24 protein-coding genes and 1 pseudogene are annotated in these 20,747 nt (G+C 58.4%); 19 read left to right on the forward strand and 6 right to left on the reverse strand.

Annotated elements, in window-relative coordinates; translation table 11 throughout:
* Positions 1-148 (reverse strand): annotated as a pseudogene (locus tag L2A60_RS15085) (ArsR/SmtB family transcription factor); the annotation flags it as partial.
* A 139-nt stretch (positions 149-287) separates the two neighbouring features.
* Here L2A60_RS15085 and L2A60_RS15090 point away from each other — a divergent pair.
* From L2A60_RS15090 to L2A60_RS15135, 10 genes are all read left to right on the forward strand, one after another.
* On the forward strand, positions 288-785 hold the full coding sequence (locus L2A60_RS15090) for an arsenate reductase (azurin) small subunit (RefSeq protein ID WP_235705287.1): 498 nt from the start codon (positions 288-290) through the stop codon (positions 783-785).
* Positions 786-824: 39 nt separating this feature from the next.
* Positions 825-3,410 carry an arsenate reductase (azurin) large subunit gene (locus L2A60_RS15095; RefSeq protein ID WP_235705288.1) on the forward strand — a complete coding sequence of 862 codons (2,586 nt, stop codon included), beginning with the start codon at positions 825-827 and terminating at the stop codon, positions 3,408-3,410.
* 518 nt (positions 3,411-3,928) lie between these two features.
* Positions 3,929-4,219 carry a high-potential iron-sulfur protein gene (locus L2A60_RS15100; RefSeq protein WP_235705289.1) on the forward strand — a complete coding sequence of 97 codons (291 nt, stop codon included), beginning with the start codon at positions 3,929-3,931 and terminating at the stop codon, positions 4,217-4,219.
* Positions 4,220-4,361: 142 nt separating this feature from the next.
* Complete coding sequence (gene mobB / locus L2A60_RS15105) at positions 4,362-4,916, forward strand: molybdopterin-guanine dinucleotide biosynthesis protein B (protein ID WP_235705290.1); 555 nt, start codon at positions 4,362-4,364, stop codon at positions 4,914-4,916.
* 231 nt (positions 4,917-5,147) lie between these two features.
* On the forward strand, positions 5,148-6,572 hold the full coding sequence (locus tag L2A60_RS15110) for an MFS transporter (protein WP_235705291.1): 1,425 nt from the start codon (positions 5,148-5,150) through the stop codon (positions 6,570-6,572).
* Between the two features lie 118 nt (positions 6,573-6,690).
* The gene (locus L2A60_RS15115; protein WP_235705292.1) at positions 6,691-7,365 is read left to right on the forward strand and encodes a MotA/TolQ/ExbB proton channel family protein; all 675 of its coding nucleotides are present in this window, start codon (positions 6,691-6,693) and stop codon (positions 7,363-7,365) included.
* 13 nt (positions 7,366-7,378) lie between these two features.
* On the forward strand, positions 7,379-7,783 hold the full coding sequence (locus L2A60_RS15120) for an ExbD/TolR family protein (protein WP_262313362.1): 405 nt from the start codon (positions 7,379-7,381) through the stop codon (positions 7,781-7,783).
* Between the two features lie 25 nt (positions 7,784-7,808).
* Positions 7,809-8,519: an energy transducer TonB family protein gene (locus L2A60_RS15125; protein ID WP_235705294.1), complete on the forward strand. Its 711-nt coding sequence runs from the start codon at positions 7,809-7,811 to the stop codon at positions 8,517-8,519.
* Positions 8,520-8,680: 161 nt separating this feature from the next.
* Positions 8,681-9,022 carry a hypothetical protein gene (locus tag L2A60_RS15130; protein ID WP_235705295.1) on the forward strand — a complete coding sequence of 114 codons (342 nt, stop codon included), beginning with the start codon at positions 8,681-8,683 and terminating at the stop codon, positions 9,020-9,022.
* 429 nt (positions 9,023-9,451) lie between these two features.
* Positions 9,452-11,923 carry a TonB-dependent receptor gene (locus L2A60_RS15135; RefSeq protein ID WP_235705296.1) on the forward strand — a complete coding sequence of 824 codons (2,472 nt, stop codon included), beginning with the start codon at positions 9,452-9,454 and terminating at the stop codon, positions 11,921-11,923.
* 320 nt (positions 11,924-12,243) lie between these two features.
* Here the strand turns inward: L2A60_RS15135 and L2A60_RS15140 are convergent, their stop codons facing one another.
* The gene (locus L2A60_RS15140) at positions 12,244-12,501 is read right to left on the reverse strand and encodes an ATP-binding protein (RefSeq protein WP_235705297.1); all 258 of its coding nucleotides are present in this window, start codon (positions 12,499-12,501) and stop codon (positions 12,244-12,246) included.
* Between the two features lie 28 nt (positions 12,502-12,529).
* Entirely contained in the window at positions 12,530-13,357 is an 828-nt protein-coding gene (locus L2A60_RS20770; protein ID WP_329603590.1) for a response regulator, read from the reverse strand.
* A 757-nt stretch (positions 13,358-14,114) separates the two neighbouring features.
* Here L2A60_RS20770 and L2A60_RS15155 point away from each other — a divergent pair.
* Complete coding sequence (locus L2A60_RS15155) at positions 14,115-14,417, forward strand: DUF736 domain-containing protein (protein WP_235705298.1); 303 nt, start codon at positions 14,115-14,117, stop codon at positions 14,415-14,417.
* A gap of 51 nt (positions 14,418-14,468) precedes the next feature.
* Here L2A60_RS15155 and L2A60_RS15160 read toward each other — a convergent pair whose 3' ends face one another.
* On the reverse strand, positions 14,469-14,777 hold the full coding sequence (locus L2A60_RS15160; protein ID WP_235705299.1) for a helix-turn-helix domain-containing protein: 309 nt from the start codon (positions 14,775-14,777) through the stop codon (positions 14,469-14,471).
* Between the two features lie 154 nt (positions 14,778-14,931).
* On the opposite strand from L2A60_RS15160, the gene L2A60_RS15165 reads away from it, so the two are divergent.
* The 3 genes from L2A60_RS15165 to L2A60_RS15170 all read left to right on the forward strand — a co-directional run bounded on the left by L2A60_RS15165 (position 14,932) and on the right by L2A60_RS15170 (position 16,169).
* Positions 14,932-15,219: a DUF2285 domain-containing protein gene (locus L2A60_RS15165; RefSeq protein ID WP_235705300.1), complete on the forward strand. Its 288-nt coding sequence runs from the start codon at positions 14,932-14,934 to the stop codon at positions 15,217-15,219.
* A 154-nt stretch (positions 15,220-15,373) separates the two neighbouring features.
* Positions 15,374-15,595: a transcriptional regulator domain-containing protein gene (locus L2A60_RS20930; protein ID WP_407932563.1), complete on the forward strand. Its 222-nt coding sequence runs from the start codon at positions 15,374-15,376 to the stop codon at positions 15,593-15,595.
* An 88-nt stretch (positions 15,596-15,683) separates the two neighbouring features.
* The gene (locus tag L2A60_RS15170; protein WP_235705301.1) at positions 15,684-16,169 is read left to right on the forward strand and encodes a DNA -binding domain-containing protein; all 486 of its coding nucleotides are present in this window, start codon (positions 15,684-15,686) and stop codon (positions 16,167-16,169) included.
* A 124-nt stretch (positions 16,170-16,293) separates the two neighbouring features.
* Here L2A60_RS15170 and L2A60_RS15175 read toward each other — a convergent pair whose 3' ends face one another.
* Both L2A60_RS15175 and L2A60_RS15180 read right to left on the reverse strand, forming a co-directional pair.
* A complete protein-coding gene (locus L2A60_RS15175; protein WP_235705302.1) occupies positions 16,294-16,659 on the reverse strand; it encodes a plasmid pRiA4b ORF-3 family protein in 366 nt (121 codons plus the stop codon).
* Positions 16,619-16,927, reverse strand: a complete 309-nt coding sequence (locus L2A60_RS15180; protein ID WP_235705303.1) for a plasmid pRiA4b ORF-3 family protein — start codon at positions 16,925-16,927, stop codon at positions 16,619-16,621. The genes L2A60_RS15175 and L2A60_RS15180 overlap by 41 nt, the downstream gene beginning before the upstream one ends.
* A 178-nt stretch (positions 16,928-17,105) precedes the next feature.
* On the opposite strand from L2A60_RS15180, the gene L2A60_RS15185 reads away from it, so the two are divergent.
* The 5 genes from L2A60_RS15185 (at position 17,106) to L2A60_RS15205 (ending at position 20,545) form a co-directional block, all read left to right on the forward strand.
* Positions 17,106-17,378 (forward strand): helix-turn-helix transcriptional regulator, encoded by a 273-nt coding sequence (locus tag L2A60_RS15185; RefSeq protein ID WP_235705304.1) that lies wholly within the window; start codon positions 17,106-17,108, stop codon positions 17,376-17,378.
* Positions 17,379-17,400: 22 nt separating this feature from the next.
* Positions 17,401-18,228, forward strand: a complete 828-nt coding sequence (locus L2A60_RS15190) for a replication initiator protein A (RefSeq protein WP_235705305.1) — start codon at positions 17,401-17,403, stop codon at positions 18,226-18,228.
* A gap of 382 nt (positions 18,229-18,610) precedes the next feature.
* Complete coding sequence (locus L2A60_RS15195) at positions 18,611-19,087, forward strand: DUF2840 domain-containing protein (RefSeq protein ID WP_235705306.1); 477 nt, start codon at positions 18,611-18,613, stop codon at positions 19,085-19,087.
* Positions 19,084-19,623 carry a S26 family signal peptidase gene (locus L2A60_RS15200; protein WP_235705307.1) on the forward strand — a complete coding sequence of 180 codons (540 nt, stop codon included), beginning with the start codon at positions 19,084-19,086 and terminating at the stop codon, positions 19,621-19,623. The genes L2A60_RS15195 and L2A60_RS15200 overlap by 4 nt, the downstream gene beginning before the upstream one ends.
* A 217-nt stretch (positions 19,624-19,840) precedes the next feature.
* Complete coding sequence (locus L2A60_RS15205) at positions 19,841-20,545, forward strand: lytic transglycosylase domain-containing protein (RefSeq protein ID WP_235705308.1); 705 nt, start codon at positions 19,841-19,843, stop codon at positions 20,543-20,545.
* Positions 20,546-20,747 lie beyond the last annotated feature (202 nt).

The following is a 20,747-nucleotide window of genomic DNA, read 5'->3' on the forward strand; positions in this document are numbered from 1 at the left end:
GGCCGAGCTTTTCGGCGATCTCGCCCGCCGCAATGCCCGCGGGACCGGCTTCAACGAGTAGCCGATACGCCGCCAATCTGTGCTCGTGCGCCAGGGCGGCGAGGGCCGCGACCGTCCAGGCGGGACCGGATTCCTTCAACTTTGCCATGTCATATTTCCATATTTATCGTATCATAATGGATATAGAATCCCGATCCCGATCTCGTCAAGTCTGTCGAGTCGTCCGCACACGAATTTGTCTTGACCATTTTATCTGCACGATTCTATAAGAGTCGCAATATCAAATAATGGAGGAAGCGCCGATGAGAGTGTCACGTCGATCGTTCGTCCAGGTATCTGCGGTGGTCGGCGCTGTTGCCAATCCGATCGTCGCCAAAGCGAGCATGGTGATGGCGGACGGCAAGCCCTGGCCCTCGGTCAAGGTGGGCAGCATCAATCAACTCAGCCCCGGAAAGCCAGTCTCCTTCAACTATCCCGACGCATCCTCTCCCGCCTGGCTGCTGAAGCTCGCCGAGCCAGCCTATGAAGGCGCTGGATCCGGTCACGACATCGTCGCGTTCTCAGGTATTTGCACGCATATGGGTTGCCCGGTCGCCTTCAAGGACGGGCGCTTCGTCTGCCCGTGCCACTATTCGATGTTCGACCCGGCAAAGAACGGCGTGCCCTACCAGGGCTTGGCCTCGGACTATCTGCCGCAGATCAAGCTCAGGATCGATAGCGCCGGCGACATCCATGCCGAGAGCATATCCGGCCTGATCTGGGGTCGCACCAGCGACGCCGCCTGAACAAGGTGGGTAAACAGGAAAAATTTAGGGGAAACGCCAATGGCCTTGTATCGCCGTGAGGAATCCGTCCCGCTGCCGCCCAGCAGCGCGGAAGCCTATAACACCGTCTGCCAGTATTGCACCGTCGGCTGCGGCTACAAGGTCTATGTCTGGCCGGAAGGGCTCGCGGGTGGGCTGAAGCCCAGCCAGAATGCATTCGGGGTCGATTTCACCAGCCCGCAGCCGCCGATCGCCGGATTTTCCTACACCGAATCGATGCATTCAACGATCCGGAAACGCGATGGCGGCACCTACCACGTCGCGATCGTGCCGGCGCACGACTCGCCGATCAACCCGATGGGCAATCATTCGAGCCGGGGGGCGATCAACGCCAAAACCACCTGGTCGGACAGCCGACCGACCCAGGCCCGGCTGCATTATCCGCTGCTGCGCATCGGCAATGAATTCAACGCGATCCCGTGGAACGCCGCGATCGAGTTGCAGGCGCTGGTGATCAAGGGCGTCATGGATAAATACGGTTCCGATGAGCTGTGTGCCAAAATCTACGACCACGGCGGTGGCGGTGGCGGCATGGAGAACACATACGGCACCGGACGGCTGCTGTTCACCGGGCTGCAGATGAAACACACCGGCATCCATAATCGTCCAGCCTATAGTGCTGAGACCTATGGAACACGCGATCGCGGATTGTTCGAATTGAACTATTGCTACGAGGATGCCAGGCTCGCCGACACGATCATGTTGTGGGGAGCGAACACCTACGATACAGCGACGGTATTCTTCGTCGCCCACATGATGCCCAACCTGCAGGGCGCCACCATCGACGAAAAGAAAAAGCACTACGCCAAGGGCGAGCCGGCGGCAGCCGCACGCATGGTGATCGTCGATCCGCGCATTTCATCGACGGTCAACGCGGCACGCGAGACCGGGGCAAAAGTGCTGCACCTGCGGCCCAATCTCGGCACCGACTACATGCTGATGAACGCCGTCACCCGTGCCGTGTGGGAAAAGAAATACTACAACAAGGATTTTCTCAATCAGCATACCGACATGACCACGTTCGAGGATTACAAGAAAAAATCCCTCGAACTTGATATGCCCTACAAGGACTTCATGGCGCGCGCGCAGAAGATTACCGGCGTTCCCGCTGCACAGATCGAGGAAGCTGCAACCTGGATCGCGCAGCCCAAGCCAGGCGGCCACTGGCGGCGCAGCCTGATCCTCTACGAGAAGGGCGTGATCTGGAACTACCGGCAATACGACGCCGTTGCCGCCATCGCCCAGCTCGGCGCGCTCACTTTCAACATCGGCCGGCCGGGCACGGGAACCGGACGCCAAGGAGGTCACCAGGAGGGTTATGCACGGCCGCCCTATCCGGGGCCGAGGCCGCCACCGGATGTCGATAAATATATCCAGGACGGCAAGGGTAAAACCTTCTGGTTGATCGGCTGCAACCCGTATCTCGCGGCCCAGAACAACGCCTATTTCCGCAAGCGGGTCGGCGAACGCGCGCAGGCGCTGACCGACTTTCTGTCAGCGCAGAAGCAGGGCGACGGCGAACCCGCTTCGATGCAGGATCTCGCCGCGCGCATCCTCGAAGGTCTCGACAAGACCAACGGTTTGTTCCTGACCGTGCAGAATATCTATATGGTCGAAAGCACGCGCGACGCTCATCTGATCCTCCCGGCGGCGCAATGGGGTGAGGCCGAAAACATCTCGCTCAACTGCGGCGATCGTCTGATGCGGCTCGATGACCGGTTCATGGACCCGCCGGGCGACGCAAAACCCGACTGGGAAATCCACGGCCTGGTCGGCCAGAAACTCGAAGCGCTCTACAAAGCCGCGGGCAAGGCCGACATCGCCAAGCGGTTTGCCGGGATGGACTGGAAACATGGCGCAGATGTTGTCAAATCGATCCAGGACGATCTCTACGCCGGTATGAACACGAAAGTGCCGGCGTCGGAGGCAAGCAAACTCGACCCCGAGAGTTTCAAGGGCGTCGATTACGCCTATCTGCGCAAGGTGGGACAGAAGGGCATCCAGACCCCGGTGCGCATGGACCCGAAAACCGGCGAACTGGTGGGTACCAAGCGGCTCTACCCCACCTGGAATTTCATGACCAAGGACGGCAAGTTCAGTTGGTACGGTACGCGGCCATGGGACGACCACGCTTCTGCCAAGGTGGTCGCGAACTACCTGAAATCAGACCAGACCAAATATCCGTTCTGGTTCAGCATGGGCCGCAGCCAACCGCTCTGGCAAACCAGCTACCACATGCGTCTGCTGGCGCAGAAAACCGAGGGGACACCGCTGCCGTTCGTGCAGATCAGTCCGGCGGACGCGAAGAAGCTCGGTGTGCGCGATGGCGATATCGTGATGATCTACAACGACCAGGGCAATGAAACCTTTGCTGTGTACGAGACCGACTCGGTGCCCGACGGCACGGTGTTTGCCCTGATGTACCATTGGCTCGGCACGTCCAACAGCCTGACCTCGCCCTATACCGACCCGATGAGCACGAACCCCTGGTACAAGGGAACCCGCGTCGGCATTCGAAAACTCTCTGGTGGCATGCCCAGTGTCATGGCAACCACAAGCTTCCTGCCGACGAACACGTTTACCTGACCGTGATTCTGGGCCGCAGCACGGTCGAACTTCGAATCACGATCACACGACACAAAGCACTGGGGGTGAAACAGAAACACAACCCGTTGTTCATTCATCGTTGGTGCCAGGAAGTGGGTATCTAAAGTTTAACTACCTGTCTTTATAGGTCCGGCCGACTCCGTCGATGTCCGATGATCGTGGACTCCTCTGCATGCCGGCGACGACGCTGAAATGGACCGTGCCGTCGCCCGCGCCGCACCACACCTTCGAGGATGTTCCGGCGATCCGCTGAGTCCGTCGCCAGCCATCTTCCGTCAGGGCGCTATGGCGGGCGAGTCCGTTCTCGCGAAGGCCGCCACGCAGGAGGCGCTGGAAGCTCAGCGCACCACCGGAAGCCCAGTGCTGATCCCGCGATCACAATCCCGTGCGGGTCATCATCGGCCCCTGTTTGGCCAAGGACGGCATAACACAGATGACATTGTACAAATTCGGCGCTTAAACTGACTACCACCAGCAACAACAACGGGAGCAAAACAATGTCCGAGGACCGGAAATTCGATGGGCGCCGCGCGCTGCTGAAAAAAGCCGCCGGCATCTCCGCCGGGATCGCCGCCGCCAGCATGATGGCGACCCCCGCCGCCGAGGCCGCCGGGGTGTCGAAAGCGTCGGTGAAATATCGCGACAAGCCGAATGGCGGCCACCAGTGCAGCGGCTGCGCGCTGTTCGTTCCCGGCTCCTCGGCCACCGCGAACGGCACCTGCAAGGCGGTCGCCGGGTCGATCAGCCCGCATGGCTGGTGCATTCTTTGGACCCCGAAAGCCGCCTGACCGATCGTTTCTTATATGCTTTGTTGCGTGAATATCCGAAGGCAAGACCAGTGCTCTTGCCTTTTCTGCCTATTTGACTCTGACTGAAACGGGTATGCCAGACTGGTCAAGACATGAGATTTCGGATGAAGAAGATGACCACATGCGAGTGATCGGGCTGGCCGGATGGAGCGGGTCGGGCAAGACCACGCTGCTGTGCCGGCTTCTCCCTCTGTTGATCGGGCGCGGAGTGCGGGTTTCGACGCTGAAGCACGCGCATCACGATTTCGACGTGGATCAGCCGGGAAAGGATTCCTGGGTCCATCGCGCGGCGGGCGCGACTGAAGTGCTGGTCGCTTCAGCCCGGCGCTGGGCGCTGATGCATGAGCTGCGCGGAGATCGGGAGCCCAGCCTCGCGGAACTCCTGGATCGCATGAGTCCTGTGGATCTCGTGGTGGTCGAGGGTTTCAAGCGGGAGCCGCACCCGAAAATCGAAATCCACCGGCAGGGGACCGGGAAGCCGCCGCTGCATCCGCATGATCCGAGCATCGTCGCGATCGCCTCGGATACCGCTTTCCCCGCCGCCGGCGTGCCGGTGCTTGGGCTGGACGACGTGGCGGCAATCGCCGACATCGCGCTGAGCCAGGCGCGACCGGTTGGAGCGATCCCGTGGCGCATGACGGTGAAAGATGCGTGTCATGGCCCAGCTATCGGATGATTGCTTCGCCTTCGGCAGCGCGCTGAACTGGTCCCATTTTCGGGGCCCAGTTCAATTCGGTGAGGACTCCCATGTTCCAAACCGACGCATTCCACTACCTCGAGCCCTGACGGTCATTGCTATTCACCCAACCGTGATCGGAAATTCCTGGTTGAAACCAAACTGTCACACCTCTGCTTTGCAAATGTGGCTAATGCGGCCAGCGGATATGGCGATCAGGAACCATTGATCATGAATGTCGCGAACAGCGATCATCCGTCGCGAGATGGAGTCATAGATTCCCTCAACAATGCCCCGATAAGCTTCTTTCATCTCAGGGCGGCGTTCACTGCGGGGATGGGATTTTTTACGGATGCCTATGATCTGTTCATCATCGGCTCGGCACTGGTCTATATCAAACCGGAATGGCACCTCGATAATACGCAAATCGCATTTCTTGGGAGTATTTCGCTCGTTGCAGCATTCGCTGGTGCGCTTATCTTCGGCCGACTCGCCGATCTCATTGGACGGAAGCGCATTTACGGCCTAGAGGCGCTTCTGATGGTGATCGGCGGCTTGGCCTGCGCCTTCGCCCCGAATTTCGTGTGGCTCCTGGTGTTTCGGGTGATTCTCGGGCTTGGCATCGGTGGCGACTACCCGATGAGCGCGGTCCTGATGGCCGAATATGCGAATGCCAAAAAACGAGGTGCACTGACATCGATGGTCTTCGGGATGCAAGGACTCGGACTTGCTTTCGGGCCTGTTATTGCCCTTGTGCTCGAAGCCTCTGGCCTTCCATCAGACCTGATCTGGCGCATCATGCTCGGTCTTGGCGCCCTGCCACCGCTCGCCGTGCTCTATCTGCGGCGGACCATGCCAGAATCGCCCCGCTACAAGGTCCATGTTCGTGGCGATGCGGATGAGGCGGCGCAGGATCTGTCGACCTACTCATATGGACAAGTTCAACCGAAAGCGGCAGGGAAAAGCCGACCAACCCGGATCTCTCTCGGTCAGATGTTGAGCAACCCGAAATTTCTGATGTTGATCCTTGGAACGGGCGGTGCATGGTTCCTGAATGATTACGCGTTCTATGGGAATGCGATCTCGACCCCTGAAATCCTGAAGCTTTTGGCACCGACCTCCTCGCAACTGACCGGTAGTGCTTGGGCGTTCATCGTTTTCGCGATATTTGCGATTCCGGGTTACCTGGCATCGATTTTTTTCATGGACTCGGTCGGCCATCGTCGCCTGCAAGTGATCGGCTTCGCCGCAATGGCACTCTGCTTCGCAGCGATAGGGCTACTACCTGGGATCACCCATGAGGTCGCGCCATTTCTGCTGCTCTACGGGGTGAGTTTTTTCTTCATCGAGTTTGGTCCGAACTGTACGACCTTTGTCATGCCTGCCGAAGTCTTCCCGACCAGTATTCGGACCACAGGGCATGGCTTTGCCGCTGGCATTGGAAAATTTGGTGCGTTCGTCGGAACATTCGTATTCCCGTTCATCAGCGCCGCCGGTGGTGTGAGGGGAGCGATGTTGTTTTCCGCTGGGGTATCTGTTGTCGGGGTTCTTTTGACGATAGCGACCCTGCCCGAACCGAGCGGCAAAACCCTGGAAGAGGTAAGTGGCGAAGGTATCGCTGAAAGCGTGGAAATGTTTGGTCTGGTTTACGATTAAGCCTTAGTTCTTTGCACAGAGGCAGCAAAAATTACCACATTTTATTAGTGCTCAACACTATGCCACTGGCGCATTAGGTTACGCTGCGCCGCGCCTTTAACTGTCGGAGACCGCGATCATGACACTCGCCTATATCATCCATCTCGCCAATTATTCTGATGGCGTGCTCTATGTGCTCGCGGTCCTGTTCCTGCTGGCGGCTGCGGTGATGCTCGATCGGGTCTGGCACCTGCGCCGGGCCATCCTGCGCGGCAATGCCTTGGTCAGACGCATGGCCAGCATGGGCCAACTGTCTCCCGGTGATCTTGAACAGATGCGCGATTTCGCGGGAAAACAGCCTGAAGCCGTGCTGCTTGACACCGCACTTCATCACATCGCCGATGCCGATGCCGAGGCGATGGGGAACCGGATGGATGAGGCGATCATGCTGGTCGCCCCCCGACTCGACCGACGGCTCTGGGTGCTCGACACCATCGTGACCCTGGCCCCGTTGCTCGGCCTGTTCGGCACCATCATCGGCATGTTCCACGCCTTCTCGGTTCTCGCCAAACCAGGCCATGCGCCCGCCGAAGTCACTGGTGGCGTGGCGGACGCCTTGGTCGCGACCGCCTTTGGTATCCTGATCGCCATGCTCGGGCTTGCCGCCTTCAACATGCTGTCCAATCAAGTGCGGCTGATTCTGCACCAGTTGGAAACTCTCAAGACCATGATCTTGAACCGGACCGACGGCGCGCCGGTCGTGCCGTTGATGCGAAATCGCCACAGCCTCAAAGCTGTCACCAGCGCCCAGTGAGATCAGGTCAATCATGAAACTCCGTTATTTCGAAGCTAAGAAGGCGCGCGTGGAGATCATTCCGATGATCGACGTGATGCTGTTCCTGCTTGTGTTCTTCATCATCGTCACCCTGCAAATGATTCCGGACGCAGGGGTGTCGTTGCAACTACCCACATCGAGCCAGACCCATCATCTGAAACACCCAAAATTCACCGTGAATATCCTGAAGGACGGCACCGTCAAGGTGAAGGACAAGGTGCTCACACCCGGGCAACTCACCGCTCTGTTCCAATCGGATGGCGACACCGCAAAGACCCAGGTCACCATCGCTGCCTCGAAGCATGTTGCGTTCCAGCATTTCGTGACAGTGATGGACGCGGCGCGCAAGGCGGGTGTCACCGATATCGGAATCGCAGCTCACCAGACGGCCCCGTGATGGTGGTCATAAGCGAATGACTTCGATGAGCAGATCGGGAGATATTCCGCCAGGGCTACAAGAACGCGATCTGTTCGCCCGCGCGCTCGGTGCGGCGCTGATCGTGGAAATCTTGTTCGTCATCGGCGTTGTTCACTTTGCGAATCAGGCTGGCCCGGTCGCTGACCATCAGCCGCGCATCATGAAGATCCAGATGATGGCGCCGCAGCCGAAACCCAGGCCGTTACCCAAGCCGCCGAAGCCGATGCCTCCACTGCCGAAACCTTTGCCACCGCCACCTCTGCCGATGGCGCCACCGAAACCTCCACCGCCGACGCCGATTCCCCGTCCTCTACCGAAACCCCGGCCTATCGCGCATCCTCAGCCGGTCAAACCGATTCCCCATGTCGCAACTCCCAAGCCTCAACCACCACCACAGCAACCCGTTGTGTCCGCGGCCGAGCAAGAAAATGCGACTGAGCGCTACGCGGCACTGGTCCACCAATCGGTGCAAGATGATCTGCGCGTGCCACGGCAGGTCGCGATGATGCGTTTGCACGGAATAACCACGGTCGCGATTCGTGTCGCACCGAGTGGCACTCTACTCGGCGACTCGATCTTGCGATCTTCCGGCTTTCCACCGATCGACAACGCAGCATTAGCCGCGGTGCGGGCGACACGGTTTCCTCCCTTCTCAGCGAGGATGTCCCATCACCCGATTACCTTCACCTTACGGGTTGATCTGCATCGTAAATGATTGTCGCCGTTCCGAGCCCGTTTCTTCCACCATACACGGAGAGTTGAAAGTGAAGTCTATTAACATATTCAAAGATAAGAATATATAAAGACGCAGGCAGTTCATCTCTCTGGCTAAAAGATGAATCTGAAATGTTTAAGATTATATCAAAGGAATTCGTAATGGACAGGACAAAAATCATATTCGCTACAATGGTTGCGGTGTGCAGTCTTGAATTGGGTGCCGTAGCCTATGCCGGTGAGGGGATTCCGATGCTGCCACCGCAGCCCTTAGTCAGTCAGACCTCGATAACAGTGATTGGCCAGAGCATGCCAAAGTTCAACGCCGCTATGGAGCCGGTCGTAACGGCTAAGTTCGCAAACAAGGTCATCGGACAAAATGGGCCTCATTTCGTGGATCAAAAGCAACCATCTGGTGCCAGCTATGCGCAGATCGGTCTGCCGCAGGGAGTAAAATCTCCGGCGATCGTGTCGTTGCCGCAAAGCAAAAAGCCGAAAGCATAGTTATTTCTTGGAAGTTATCTCGGAATGTCGGTGCAACGAAGAGCTGCATGCCTGAGAGTGCCGGAATGAGAGGGGGTTCCAACGGATTGCTTTGATCGAGTTGGATAGACAGTCTCACATGGACTTCTGCTGCCCCGATGGGGTGTAGGCGCGAGTGCTGCGTTATCAGTGATCTGATGGATGCCAGACGGCGGTTTTGGAATCACAAACCGCCGTAGCATCGACATTTTTATTTCAATTAAATATTATCAGATGATCTTTATAGCAACCTGTTAGATCAAATAAATATTTTAACATAACTATCATATTAACATGATTTCAACCTCGATGCTGATGAAGTAACACAGATCATGAATACACAAAATCTTTCACAAATCTGTGATGGATTGTTTTAATCAAGATTCCGTTACTTCACGATGGGGGCTGAGAATGAAGCAATCAGGTGTCCAAGTTTTATTGGACTCAAAAACCAGCTTGACAAAAAGAGGTACGAACAACCTTCGTATATTACTTTTTGCAACGACAGCGATCACGATCATCAATTTCAGTGCCGTCCTGAAGAATGCCGATGCACAGACGGTTCCGACCAATGACGGAACAGCGGTCAACGCCGGGGAAGTGTCGGCTTCGATCAGCGCTCTGGACACTTTGTCCAAGCTCCCGACAAAAAAATCCATTTTTAAATCGACCCAATCCGTCAAGGTGGTTGGGCGTAAGCAGTTGCGGGTGGTCGGACCGGCGGCCGGGGCCGCCCAGGCGCTTTCGGTGGCGCCTGGCGTGAATATCGCAAGTGACGGGACCACGGGCGCCCCGCGCGCGAGCATCAGCATCAACGGCATGAAGACCGGTTGGGGCAACATCGCGGGCAATGCGAATGACGGCACCGTCATGGTTACGTTCGATGGGGTGCCGATGATCGATCCGGCCTATGGGGTGTGGCAGTCGACGGAAATCCCGAACCTGTCGTTCATCAAGGGACTATCGGTCACCTACGGGCCTGGCTATCCGGTCAACCGCTGGTACAACAACATCGGCGGGTCGATCAATTTCAACCCGATCGAACCGACCGACAAGCCCCAGGCGACGATCGGCGGATTTTTCGGCAGCTATGGCAATCGCGGCACCAATTTCTCAGTCGATACCGGCAAACACGATGGCTGGGCCGCGGTGTTTGCCGGCACCATCGACCGCAGCGGCAACTATCTGCAAGGCTATGGTTTCAACAACCCGCAGAGCAGCTACGCCTATTACGGAAAACTGGTGAAGACGTTTTCGAACGGGCGGATCAGCATCGGCGGATTCGTGTCGCGGAGCTCGGCGTTCCGGCCGCTGCCGATCCCGACCACGGCCAATCCCAATGTGACGATCAACGGGGTGAACAGTATCACCGGTGCGATCAATCCGGGACCGATCTACAGTCAGCAGACAACAGGGTTTTATACGACGTTGCCGCGATCGATCTATTTCAAGGAAATACCGATACGGACCTATTTGTTATACTCACGATTGACCGAACAATTGGACTCTAATACGTCATTCCACAATTTATTGTTTTTCAGATACGGAAATCGGGATCATTATCACTTAGATAATATTGGTAATTCTCCAAATGTCCTGAACCAATATTATAATGCAGCCAGCGATACCTATGGAGATAAGCCATATTTCACATTTAAACTACCGGATAATAAACTTTCGGTTGGGGGTTATTTTGTTTATACGAAGTTCAATTCGTTGTTGGAATTTTATAATCAGACCGAGCAAGCTACATATAATTCAGGCCCTAGTGCCGGCTTGCCAGTGCTAGCCAATGGCGTTCCGGTAAACTACAGTTTGCAGTTGCCTAATCACTTTCATAGTTCCTATTTATATGAAACTGACCTCGCAGGTTTTGTGCAGGATGAGTTTCAGCCGACCAAGGCACTTCGGATTACACCGGGCATCCGCGTTGTATCGTTCCATACCGACTTCGTGAATAACACACTGGCTCAGTTTCCCGAAAGTACGAGCAACGGGGTGAACGCTCTGATCGGTACTAATGGGGATAATCAGCCAAATTCGACGACAAATTTCAATGACATCGAACCGTCGATCGGCGTCAATTATAAACTGACCCATGACATCGCCCTATACGCCAACTATTCGAGCGCCTATAAGGCACCGGCTGGAGCCACCGGAACCTACGCGCATCTTCTGAGTTCGACTTTGAAGCCGCAACATTCGACGCAGTATCAGATCGGCGCTAAGATCTTCATTCCCAACGAACCTTATTTGCACCATGCGATTGCTAGCATAAACTATTATCATCTTAATGATTTAGACGAAATAATACCAATACCGGTGGTAAGCCATAACTACAGCCTGTTTGCATCGGGATCATCGGTGTTTCATGGTTTCAATCTGTATGCCGAGGATGATCCGCTCTACAATCTGCATGTTTTTGCCAATGCGAGCTTCGAGAGTGCCAATTATTTAAGCTATACCAGCCCGAGCCACGGATCCTATGGTGGCCTGCCGATCTCGAATGTCCCGGCGCAGACATTCAATGCCGGTGCCTATTATACGTTGTTCAGTCATAACACGATTTACCAACCCCGGATCTGGTATCAATATACTGGCACCCAGAACATCTATAACAACAATACTGGTGCCCCGACGCGGACCAAGTTGCCCGCCTATGGCATTTTGAACCTCGGGATGAAGGTTTCGGTCGCAACGCCACACGCCTCCTATCTACGCAAGCTGACGTTCAATGTTGATCTTTTGAACGTTGCCAATAAGCAATACAATATCTATGAATATATCTCGTCCGGCGGCTATTATGGCGTTGCGGGCCAGACCCTTGCCGAGCCCGGCGCGCCATTCACGGCCTATGCAAGCGTGAACGCGCATTTCAGATAAATTGGGCGATCGAAATCGAGCGGTGGCGAGGATAGTTGTCTCCGTCACCGCTCGTGCGAATTTTATCGTATAATTTGTAAAGGGTGCGTCATGTCTGAAGATATCGGCTGGTTCGGGAACAAAAAACGCGCCGAACCGCGACCCCGTCCCAGAGCCGGCTAACACATTGAATTTTTGAAGGAAAACGTGAAATGCAGGGGACAAGTTTCGCACGATATCAGCCCCCTTTTTGTGAGATGAATTTGCTCGATTAATCAATGACATAGCCCGGGTCTTGGGTAGGGTCATCGCTCGCCGCGATTTCACAGCCAGCGTTCGCGTCAGGCGGCGGAAGTCACAGGCTCATCTAACATGGAGACAACGTTTACCGATTTGCCAAATATACGCTCGGCAATCTCCACCAGATGCCGGTGGTGCGTAAAAAACAGGATTTGAGTCTTGCTGGCCAACTGGCCAAGAACTTCAAACCCCGCCGCTGCGCGGGCATCATCGAAATTGATGAAAAGATCGTCGGCAACGAACGGATGGGCGTCCGCTCGATCAAGATAATCTTCCACCGAAGCCATGCGCAGAGCCATATAGAGTGTTGGTCGGCAGTACCGGTACTCATACCGCCCACGCGGACAAATTCGCTGCCGGGCCGAAGACCTGCCAGTTGGGCGTTGTCGTTTTCATCGAAGTCGACTCGGAGGTCGCTGAAGGAACCGTCGGTAAGCGTGGCGAAAACCTGCCCGGCACGCTTGAGCAACGGCGCCTGCTTTTCGCGCCGGTAGCGCTCGATGGCCCATTGCAGCATGGTCGCGGCCGAACGAACGCGGACATCCAGCCGCTCCGGGTCGCCCGGTGGCGCTGCACATCGATTTCGAGGTCGGTGACCTGCACTGTCGCAACCTGACGCGCCGGCCCGCGTCGCAGGATGGTTCTGATCCGTGCCAGCAACTCGGAGAACGCGAGCGGCTTGACCAGATAGTCGTCGGCGCCGAGTTCGAGGCCATGAACCCGGTCCGGCACGCTGTCCCGCGCGGTCAGGAACAAAGCGGGCGTCTGATCGCGCCGCTGACGCAGAGCCTTGAGCACCGACCAGCCATCCTGACCCGGCAGCATGACATCGAGAATGATCAGGTCATAGCGCATGACGCCGCGGCGGAACGGCAGCGGCGTCAGCCACGCCCCCACCCCCAATGCGACACAGCAGATCGTCACGTTGGCGCCGATCACATCTCCGAGCGCGATGCCGGGGGAGCCGCGAAGCGAGGCCGTCACCACCGTCGCGAGCTCTTCCGGCTCGGCGCCAGCCAGCAATAACGCAAGGGCGAACGCACTGACCCCGAGCTGAACCGACGCGGCACCGAGATGTTCGGTAAATGCTTCGGCGCCCCAAACGATAACGGCAGTTCCCAGGACGAGGACGAGGAGCCAGAGAGCCGGAATCATACAAGCCTTGTTCTGTCAGGTGGTGAGAGCAAGCCCGTGTCTCTGAGCGAAGTTGCTCTTCGTGTCCATGACGGAATAGGAAGCAAATCATGCTGATATCACCGACCGCCTAAAGAATTTCCATAAATAGCCCTCCAGTCCATTTGCAGTCCATGGCAGCGACGACGGTACAGTCCGGGCACACATACGACAGGCTGGTAATCGAAAGTCGGCTACGCGTGCCCAATCCGTTCCCCTGCTCGCAGTGCCAGTTCATTATCACGCAGATACAGAACTGCCGTCAGCCGTAGTCGGATGGACCAACAGGCTCATGCGCCTCAGGCCTCTTTTTGCATCCAGGCGAGACGTCGATCCTGCCGATCGGTAAACCCCCTGTAGCGGCTTGCTCCGCGCTGTGGGGGAAACAACCGGCCGAGCATGCTGCAAACTCATACGGCAGTGCCGTGCCATCATGGCACCTTGATCGTTGCCGACCGGATTCGCCATCCTCTCCTTGAGGCTTGGCGCGTTGACACCCGTTCGGCCTCGTAATGGGCGGATCTAGCCGAAAGGCGATCGCCTGCCCGCAACGGCGCAGCAGCGACTTTCTTCCCCTGCCGCCCAAGTGCGGCATTCCTCGCGAGGCAAGAAACTCTCGCCGCGCCATCCTCCGCTGCGCTACGGCCGCAAGCGGTGCGGGTCGATCGCCTCCCGGCTTCAGGACCGCCATCGAGGCCGCACGGGGTGGCCCCGACAACCCAAGCGAAGGAGATCTACCATGGCGATCATCGGCAATTTCACCAAGGACGCGAACGGCTACAGCGGCACCGTCCGGACCCTCAGCATCAACGCCAAGGCGCGGCTGGTTCCCGCCGAAAACGGCACCGACAAAGCTCCCGATTTCAGGGTTTTCGCAGCGGGCAATGTTGAGCTGGGAGCCGCCTGGCGCCGCAAGGCTAAGGAGACTGGGCGCGAATACCTCTCGGTCAAGCTCGACGACCCCAGCTTCCCGCAACCGATCTACGCCAGCCTGGTCGAGGTCGAGCCGGAGGGCAGCTACAATCTGATCTGGTCCCGCTGAGGCCAGCCACCACGACGCCCCGCCCAGCTGGGCGGGGCGTTTCGTCTGCGTTCAACTGACTGACGGGTTGCGACCACGACGACATCGCTTGCGGGAGGCCGGTGCAGGGGGCCCCGACGGCGCCGATACGGGTCGCTCGGCTATCGTCGCGACAGTTTCATCGAATAGGCTGGCTGGCGATATCTTCAAGCCATCACATACGGCCCAGAGCGTAAGCAGTGTCACGTTCTGTTTGCCTCGCTCCATGCTACTGACATGGGCGCGATCGACACCCATCAATATCGCCACAGCCTCCTGGCTGAGCTTTGCTGCCAACCGTGCTCGCCGCAGATTTGCTCCGAAGAGTCTCCGAATGTCCATCCATAGGATGGAGCGCAATCGCGTATTTGCGCGCTACGCATTATAATACGCGAGTTGCCAGACACGCCGCGATGCGCTTGATCTTGGCCGCCGCAATCTATCTGGTTATGAAAGCTTTGGCAGGGCGAAAAATATCGCCGAGAAGGACATCCACATGCGCAAACCCAAATTCGATGCGCCAATCGCCGATGAGGCACCGGTCTCTGATCATCTGACACCGTATGACGAAATCCACGTGATCCATTACGTTATCCTGCTCGACGCCGAGCGTGAGCACGTGCCGTGGGACGATGTCGCGCGGGAGGCGCTCCTGATCGATCCGGCAAAAGAGCGCGACCGCGCACGCAGGGCCTACGAGACGCATCTTGCACGAGCGAGATGGATGGCGAATTCCGGCTGGCGGCAACTACTTCAGACCAGCGACGCCCAGAGCAACTCGTAGCACGTCCAGCTTGTTAGTTGAACAAACGGACCATACCGCAACCGTCACGGAAAGTTGATGGTTAATTTTGTTGTCCCCGGAGTTGCCAAGTCGCACGGCAACCCGAATTCGATTCAATAACGAGGCAGGGGTGCTGTCGCGTTGGAGACACGAGATGCGGCCTTTCACGCGAGAGCGGCTGGCCGCCCGGTATCGGTATATCGAAAGCCTATCGCCGGACGGTCTGGTCTGGGAGTTGGTTCGACGCAGCGCCGCGTACCGAGAGGATTACGTGGCCGCGGTAGAGCGCGCGCACGAACCGCAGCCGGAAGCGCCACTGTCGCTCTACGCGCGCTGGAGGTTGCGATTTCCTGGAAACTCCCGACACGACCGGTGACGGGGCCATGCTTTTCTGGATTGCAGAGGCAACCGCTCGTGTCGTTCATGTTCGTGTCGGCACTGACGAAACGATTGGCGAATCCCTCGTGCGGTTCGACCCCGATAATTGGGGGGCGCATTACACTGGGCGTCCGACGCCGGATGGCTATCATCTCGTCGTCGCGCCGTCGGCCAGCGTGCGTCATCATCTGATTTTCCAATCGCGCGACCCCCCGCCAGCGGATGCATCGCTGACGCCGGTTGTTCTCTGGGATGCTTGGCATCCGGAGCGGTTGGAGGCGGCGCACGCGTTCTGGAGGTTCGCCGCCCGTCCGCGGGTTCCGGCCGCTTCCAGCACCACGAGGCCGAAACCGCATCCGCGCGGGTTGAAGATCGCCTACATGGCCTGGGCGCTGGACCTTGCCGCGGCCGGCGCAAGTGAGCGCGACATCCATCGCGCCCTGCTCGGCGAGCCGCCGGCCGCTTGGGAGGACAGCGGCGCCCGTAGTCGCGTTCGCACCCTCGTTGCGACCGCCCGCCGCTGGCGCGATGGTGCCGCTTTCAGATTGCTGAAGCCACCGCGTCCGATCTGAACCTACGTGCCGCGCAGTTATGTAATGAAATGTCACGTTTACCGCACGGTCGAACAACGCCTTGGGCAAAGCACGACGGCCAGAAGCCGGCGCAATCCTTTTGAAAGGGCAAACGCGATTCAAATCAGCACCGCGCCGGACGCTTCGGCTTTGGCTGGTAAAGACGCCGCTGCACGTTAGGCTTGAGGGCGTTCTTTAGATCCTTGTTGATCAGCGCAAGATCAAACCATTCCGGATCAAAATGGCCGCCCGCCCAAGCTTTCGTCTCTCGATGATTATCGTGTCTGCGATCGGCCATAACTTCGAGGAACTCCTCATAACCTGGTACTCCGCCAACATCTTCGGGGGGTCGCGCACGCGCGCCGTCGACACAGGTCGCGAAGCGGGGAAACAGATCAAGTGCCAGAAACTCTTCAATCTCTACCGAATGGCGCCAATCGTCGCCAAAATCATAGGTTATAGTGGAATGCTGGCACTGGGCGTTGTCCAAAATTCAGCAGGCGAACGGACGTTTCGTCCAGGGACATTTCATCGAGCCCGGCAGACGGGTCGTTTGTTTCCGCGACGGGACCAAAGCGAAGCGGGCCAATGCGGAATTCATGCATGTGATAATTCCACCAGTTGAACGCTGCCTGGATGACCTGATGGAGCATCCCGAGATCCCACGTCAGCGGCACGACCAGCTGCCGCCAGATTGGCGGTTCGATATCCGTAATCGTGACGCGAAGCTGCGCTGCGTTGAGCTGACGATACGTCATGGCGCGGAGTGAAGCCGCCGCCTCCCGGGATGTCAATGTAGAGTGCTTTAATCCCCGACGCTGCCGAGTCACCCGGGGCCTACCGGCCGATTTTTGCCTCCCCCCAAAAACGGCCCTCAGCAACGCTCAGCCGAACGCCGATCCTGCGTGGCGATGCGAGCCGATTGCCGGCCGCCCGATGGAGATCGCCGCCATGCAACAGGACACGCTACCCAATCTGCCACCACGGTATCTCCGGACACCGGAAGCCGCACGATTTCTTGGCCTGTCAGGCCGAACGCTGGAGAAACATCGCAGCTTCGGCAGTGGCCCCGCCTATCGCAAGATCGGCGGCCGGGTTGTCTATCGGCTGGCTGACCTGCAGGAATGGGCCGAATCCGGTGCTCGGCAATCCACCTCTGATCCCGGCACCCGCGTCGCCCGCGGACCAGGACGTCCGGCAGGCTTGTGACCTGATGAGCGGTTATCAACCCTTGCCGGCGATCCTCGAACACGCCCGTCCGCGGATTCCGGTCGATCTGATGAACTGGCCCTGGTTCAGCCTCGCCAAGACGCCCCGGAAAGCACCAATCCTCTATCAGGGGAAGAAGCATTTCATTCACGTCGCACCGGTGGCGGGTGCCACCGCAATCGCGACGATCTGGGATGCCGATATCCTGATCTGGGCCACCGCACAGCTCGTTAAGGCGCAGGATGAGCGACTGCAGATCTCGACGCGGCTGATTGCTCCAGCACGGCGCATTCTCGGCTTTCTGGGCCGCGATACCGGCCGCAGCCAGTATGTCCGGCTGACCACCGCCATCGATCGTCTGGCGCGCACCGAGGTGGAGACCACGCTCGGCGCGCCGGATAACGCGCCAACCCGGTTCCGCTGGATCGAGGCCTGGGAAACGACCCCGGCTGGCATCCTGCTGACACTCCCGGAATGGTTACTCGTGCCGGTGCGGCAGCGCCGGGCTCTGTCCATCCATCCGAACTATTTCGGCCTGACGGGTGGCATCGAGCGCTGGCTCTGGCTGCTGGCGCGCAAGCACGCCAGCCAACAATCCACAGGCTGGGTGGTTTCATTCGACCTGTTGCACGCGCGCTCGGGAAGCACCGCACGGCACTGCGACTTCCTCGCAGCTCTGCGCAGACTGACGCGCACCGGGCGGCTGCTGACGTATCGGCTCGACCCCGTCTGGCACCGCGGCAAAGAGGGGATCAGGATCGGTCGATATGCCGTGCCCATCCACAGTGCCGCATTGGTGCCTGGGGATAACCCCGGGTTTTTATCCCCAAATCGGGGGGACCGACTGTGAACGACCGCGGCCTATCACACGACGGCCCACGGCCGATCAACCGTAATTGCGCGGCCTATCAAACGGACGCTGGCAAATTTTTCACAAGTAATTCAACCGGTTGTGGGCGAGTTTCGCGTCCTTACTTTCTTACTGATTCTAGCACTGAGTCTTACCTTGTTATAGGTGGCGGCCGAGGGCCAAAAATCGGCGCACGAATCGCCTCAAACGGCCGGCATTGCTCAGATCGCTCAGCCCCAACGTCGCGCCGGCGAGCACGCCTGAAGCAAGCGGCATCGAGAAGCGGGCTGCGGCGAGTACAGAGCTTCCTCTCCAGACTTCGTGTCGCGTCGCTGGACGGCTTCAGAAGCAGTCTGCGGCCGGCTGGCGGGAGACAACGCCAATGACCCAGCATGACCCACGGACCAGCGTGATGCTGGTGTTAATCCGTCGTTGTGTTGAGCACTGGCTGCGCTTTGGTCACGATTTCGCCGAGCAGATTTTGGATCGGCGGAGACGCCTGATCTGGTTCGCGCCCGACGCGGTCTTTGGGTTCATCCGCTGGCGAGCGAATGACTACGGCACGGTCGTATCGCGCGTCGATATCCTCCGCGCCTGCACGCCTGTTGAACCATACTCGACCGTGCCTGGCGTGGACCCCGGCGGCGAGATTTTGCTCCGCCAGTCGGGTTGGTCGCGCGTTCAGCGTGTGCTCGCCACGATCGGCGTGATCGAGAACGCCGGCTTCGATCCGGCGGATGTCGCGCCGACCTATTGGCGGCACGTACACAACCGGCTGAATTGCGCCCAGGAACCGCGGCCTTATCGCACGGATCAGCATCAAGCTTGGCAACGACGGCGCCGGATATCCGTATCATGACGGCGCGCCAGCACCCGCCCCACAGAATCCTGATTGCCGTGATCGTGGGCTTGATCCTGCTCGCCGCCTCCGCTTTGCATGCGCGACCGCTGATCGTCTGGAACGCCACCGCCAGCACACCGATCGGCTTCTGGCGCGTCCTGCCCAGATCGAGCCGCGATCACCTGCGGGTCGGCGATTATGTGCTGTTCTGGCCGGACCGGCGCAGCGCGATTCTGTTCGCGAATCGCGATTATCTGCCGCTTGGCGTACCGCTGCTCAAGCGCGTCGCCGCCGTCGCCGGCCAGACCGTTTGCGAGCGCGATGGTCGGGTCTCGATCGACGGTCACCACGTCGCTGATGCGCTCAAACGCGACGGGCGTGGACGCAGACTTGTTGCCTGGACCGGCTGCGGACCGCTCCGCTCCGATTCCATCTTCGTGCTGATCCCCAACGTGCCGACATCGCTCGACGGACGCTATTTCGGGCCGACGCCGATCAGCAGCATCATTGGCCGGGTGATCCCGCTCTGGACGCCCGGAAGCCATCTGCCATGACCGGCGAACATCCTTCCCCGACCATCCTGTTGTTCGGCCCAGGGACGGCCATCCTGCCGTCCCTGCCAATTACCGCACCGCCGGCGCGCGCAGCGAAGGTCAAGGGCGGCGCAGCCGGCGCGCTTTGGCGCGCTTTACCCTTGACCGCTGCGAGCACGCTGGCAGCGTTCTTTCTTTACCGCGTCATCGAGCATCCTCATCACAGGACATGCCAACCATGGGCCTCGTAACCTTGGCCACGACGTGCGGTCTTGCGGCCAAAGCAGCGCTGTTCGTGCCGCTTCATGGATCGCCTCGTTGCCATAGCCCGGCGAAGACTGTGCACAACCACAGAAACCCCCGTATCGCCGTCTGGCAGGCCGACATCGCGGCGGCATCGCGTCGTTTTGGTGTGCCAGAACATTGGATCAAGGCCGTGATGCGCGTCGAGAGCGGCGGCCATCTGACACTGAATGGGCAACAGATCCGATCGTCTGCCGGCGCAATGGGCCTGATGCAGGTGATGCCACGGACCTATGCCGAGCTGCGCACCCGCTACAATCTCGGGGCCAATCCCTATGCACCGCGCGACAACATCATGGCCGGTGCCGCGTATCTCCGCGAGATGTTCGACCGATTTGGCGCGCCGTGGTTTTTGACGGCCTATAACGCCGGTCCGGCCCGGCTTGAGCAGACTCTGCTCACCGGGCGCGCACTACCGGTGCAATCGCAGCGCTATCTTGCTGTAGTCGCGCCGAGGATCAACGCGTCGATGGAGACGCCGCAAATCAGCGAAAGTCGCGCGCCCGTTTCGATATTCGCCTATCAAACCGCGACTGATTTGCGGACGATCCAGCATCCATCATCAAGTGCCGATAGTGGTTTGTTCGTGGCAGGAGGTGACCTGACCAGACAGCAAGCATTGCTCGATGCCATACCATGAAGGCACCGAGATAGCGGGCTTTTGAGTTGGTAAACAGCGTGTTTTTTGAATCGTGACCGAGCGTATCAAAAACGTCTTTTGGCAAGAATCGGCGGCTGACAAAGTTCCCGGGATTCAGTAGAGATTTTGTAGTTTACCGGAGGGCAAGATAAAGGTGCGCGGCACCACACGACCCTGACCGCCGCGATTTTCGTGTCTGCAC

This window comes from Acidiphilium iwatense (assembly GCF_021556475.1).
Classification (GTDB): Bacteria; Pseudomonadota; Alphaproteobacteria; order Acetobacterales; family Acetobacteraceae; genus Acidiphilium; species Acidiphilium iwatense.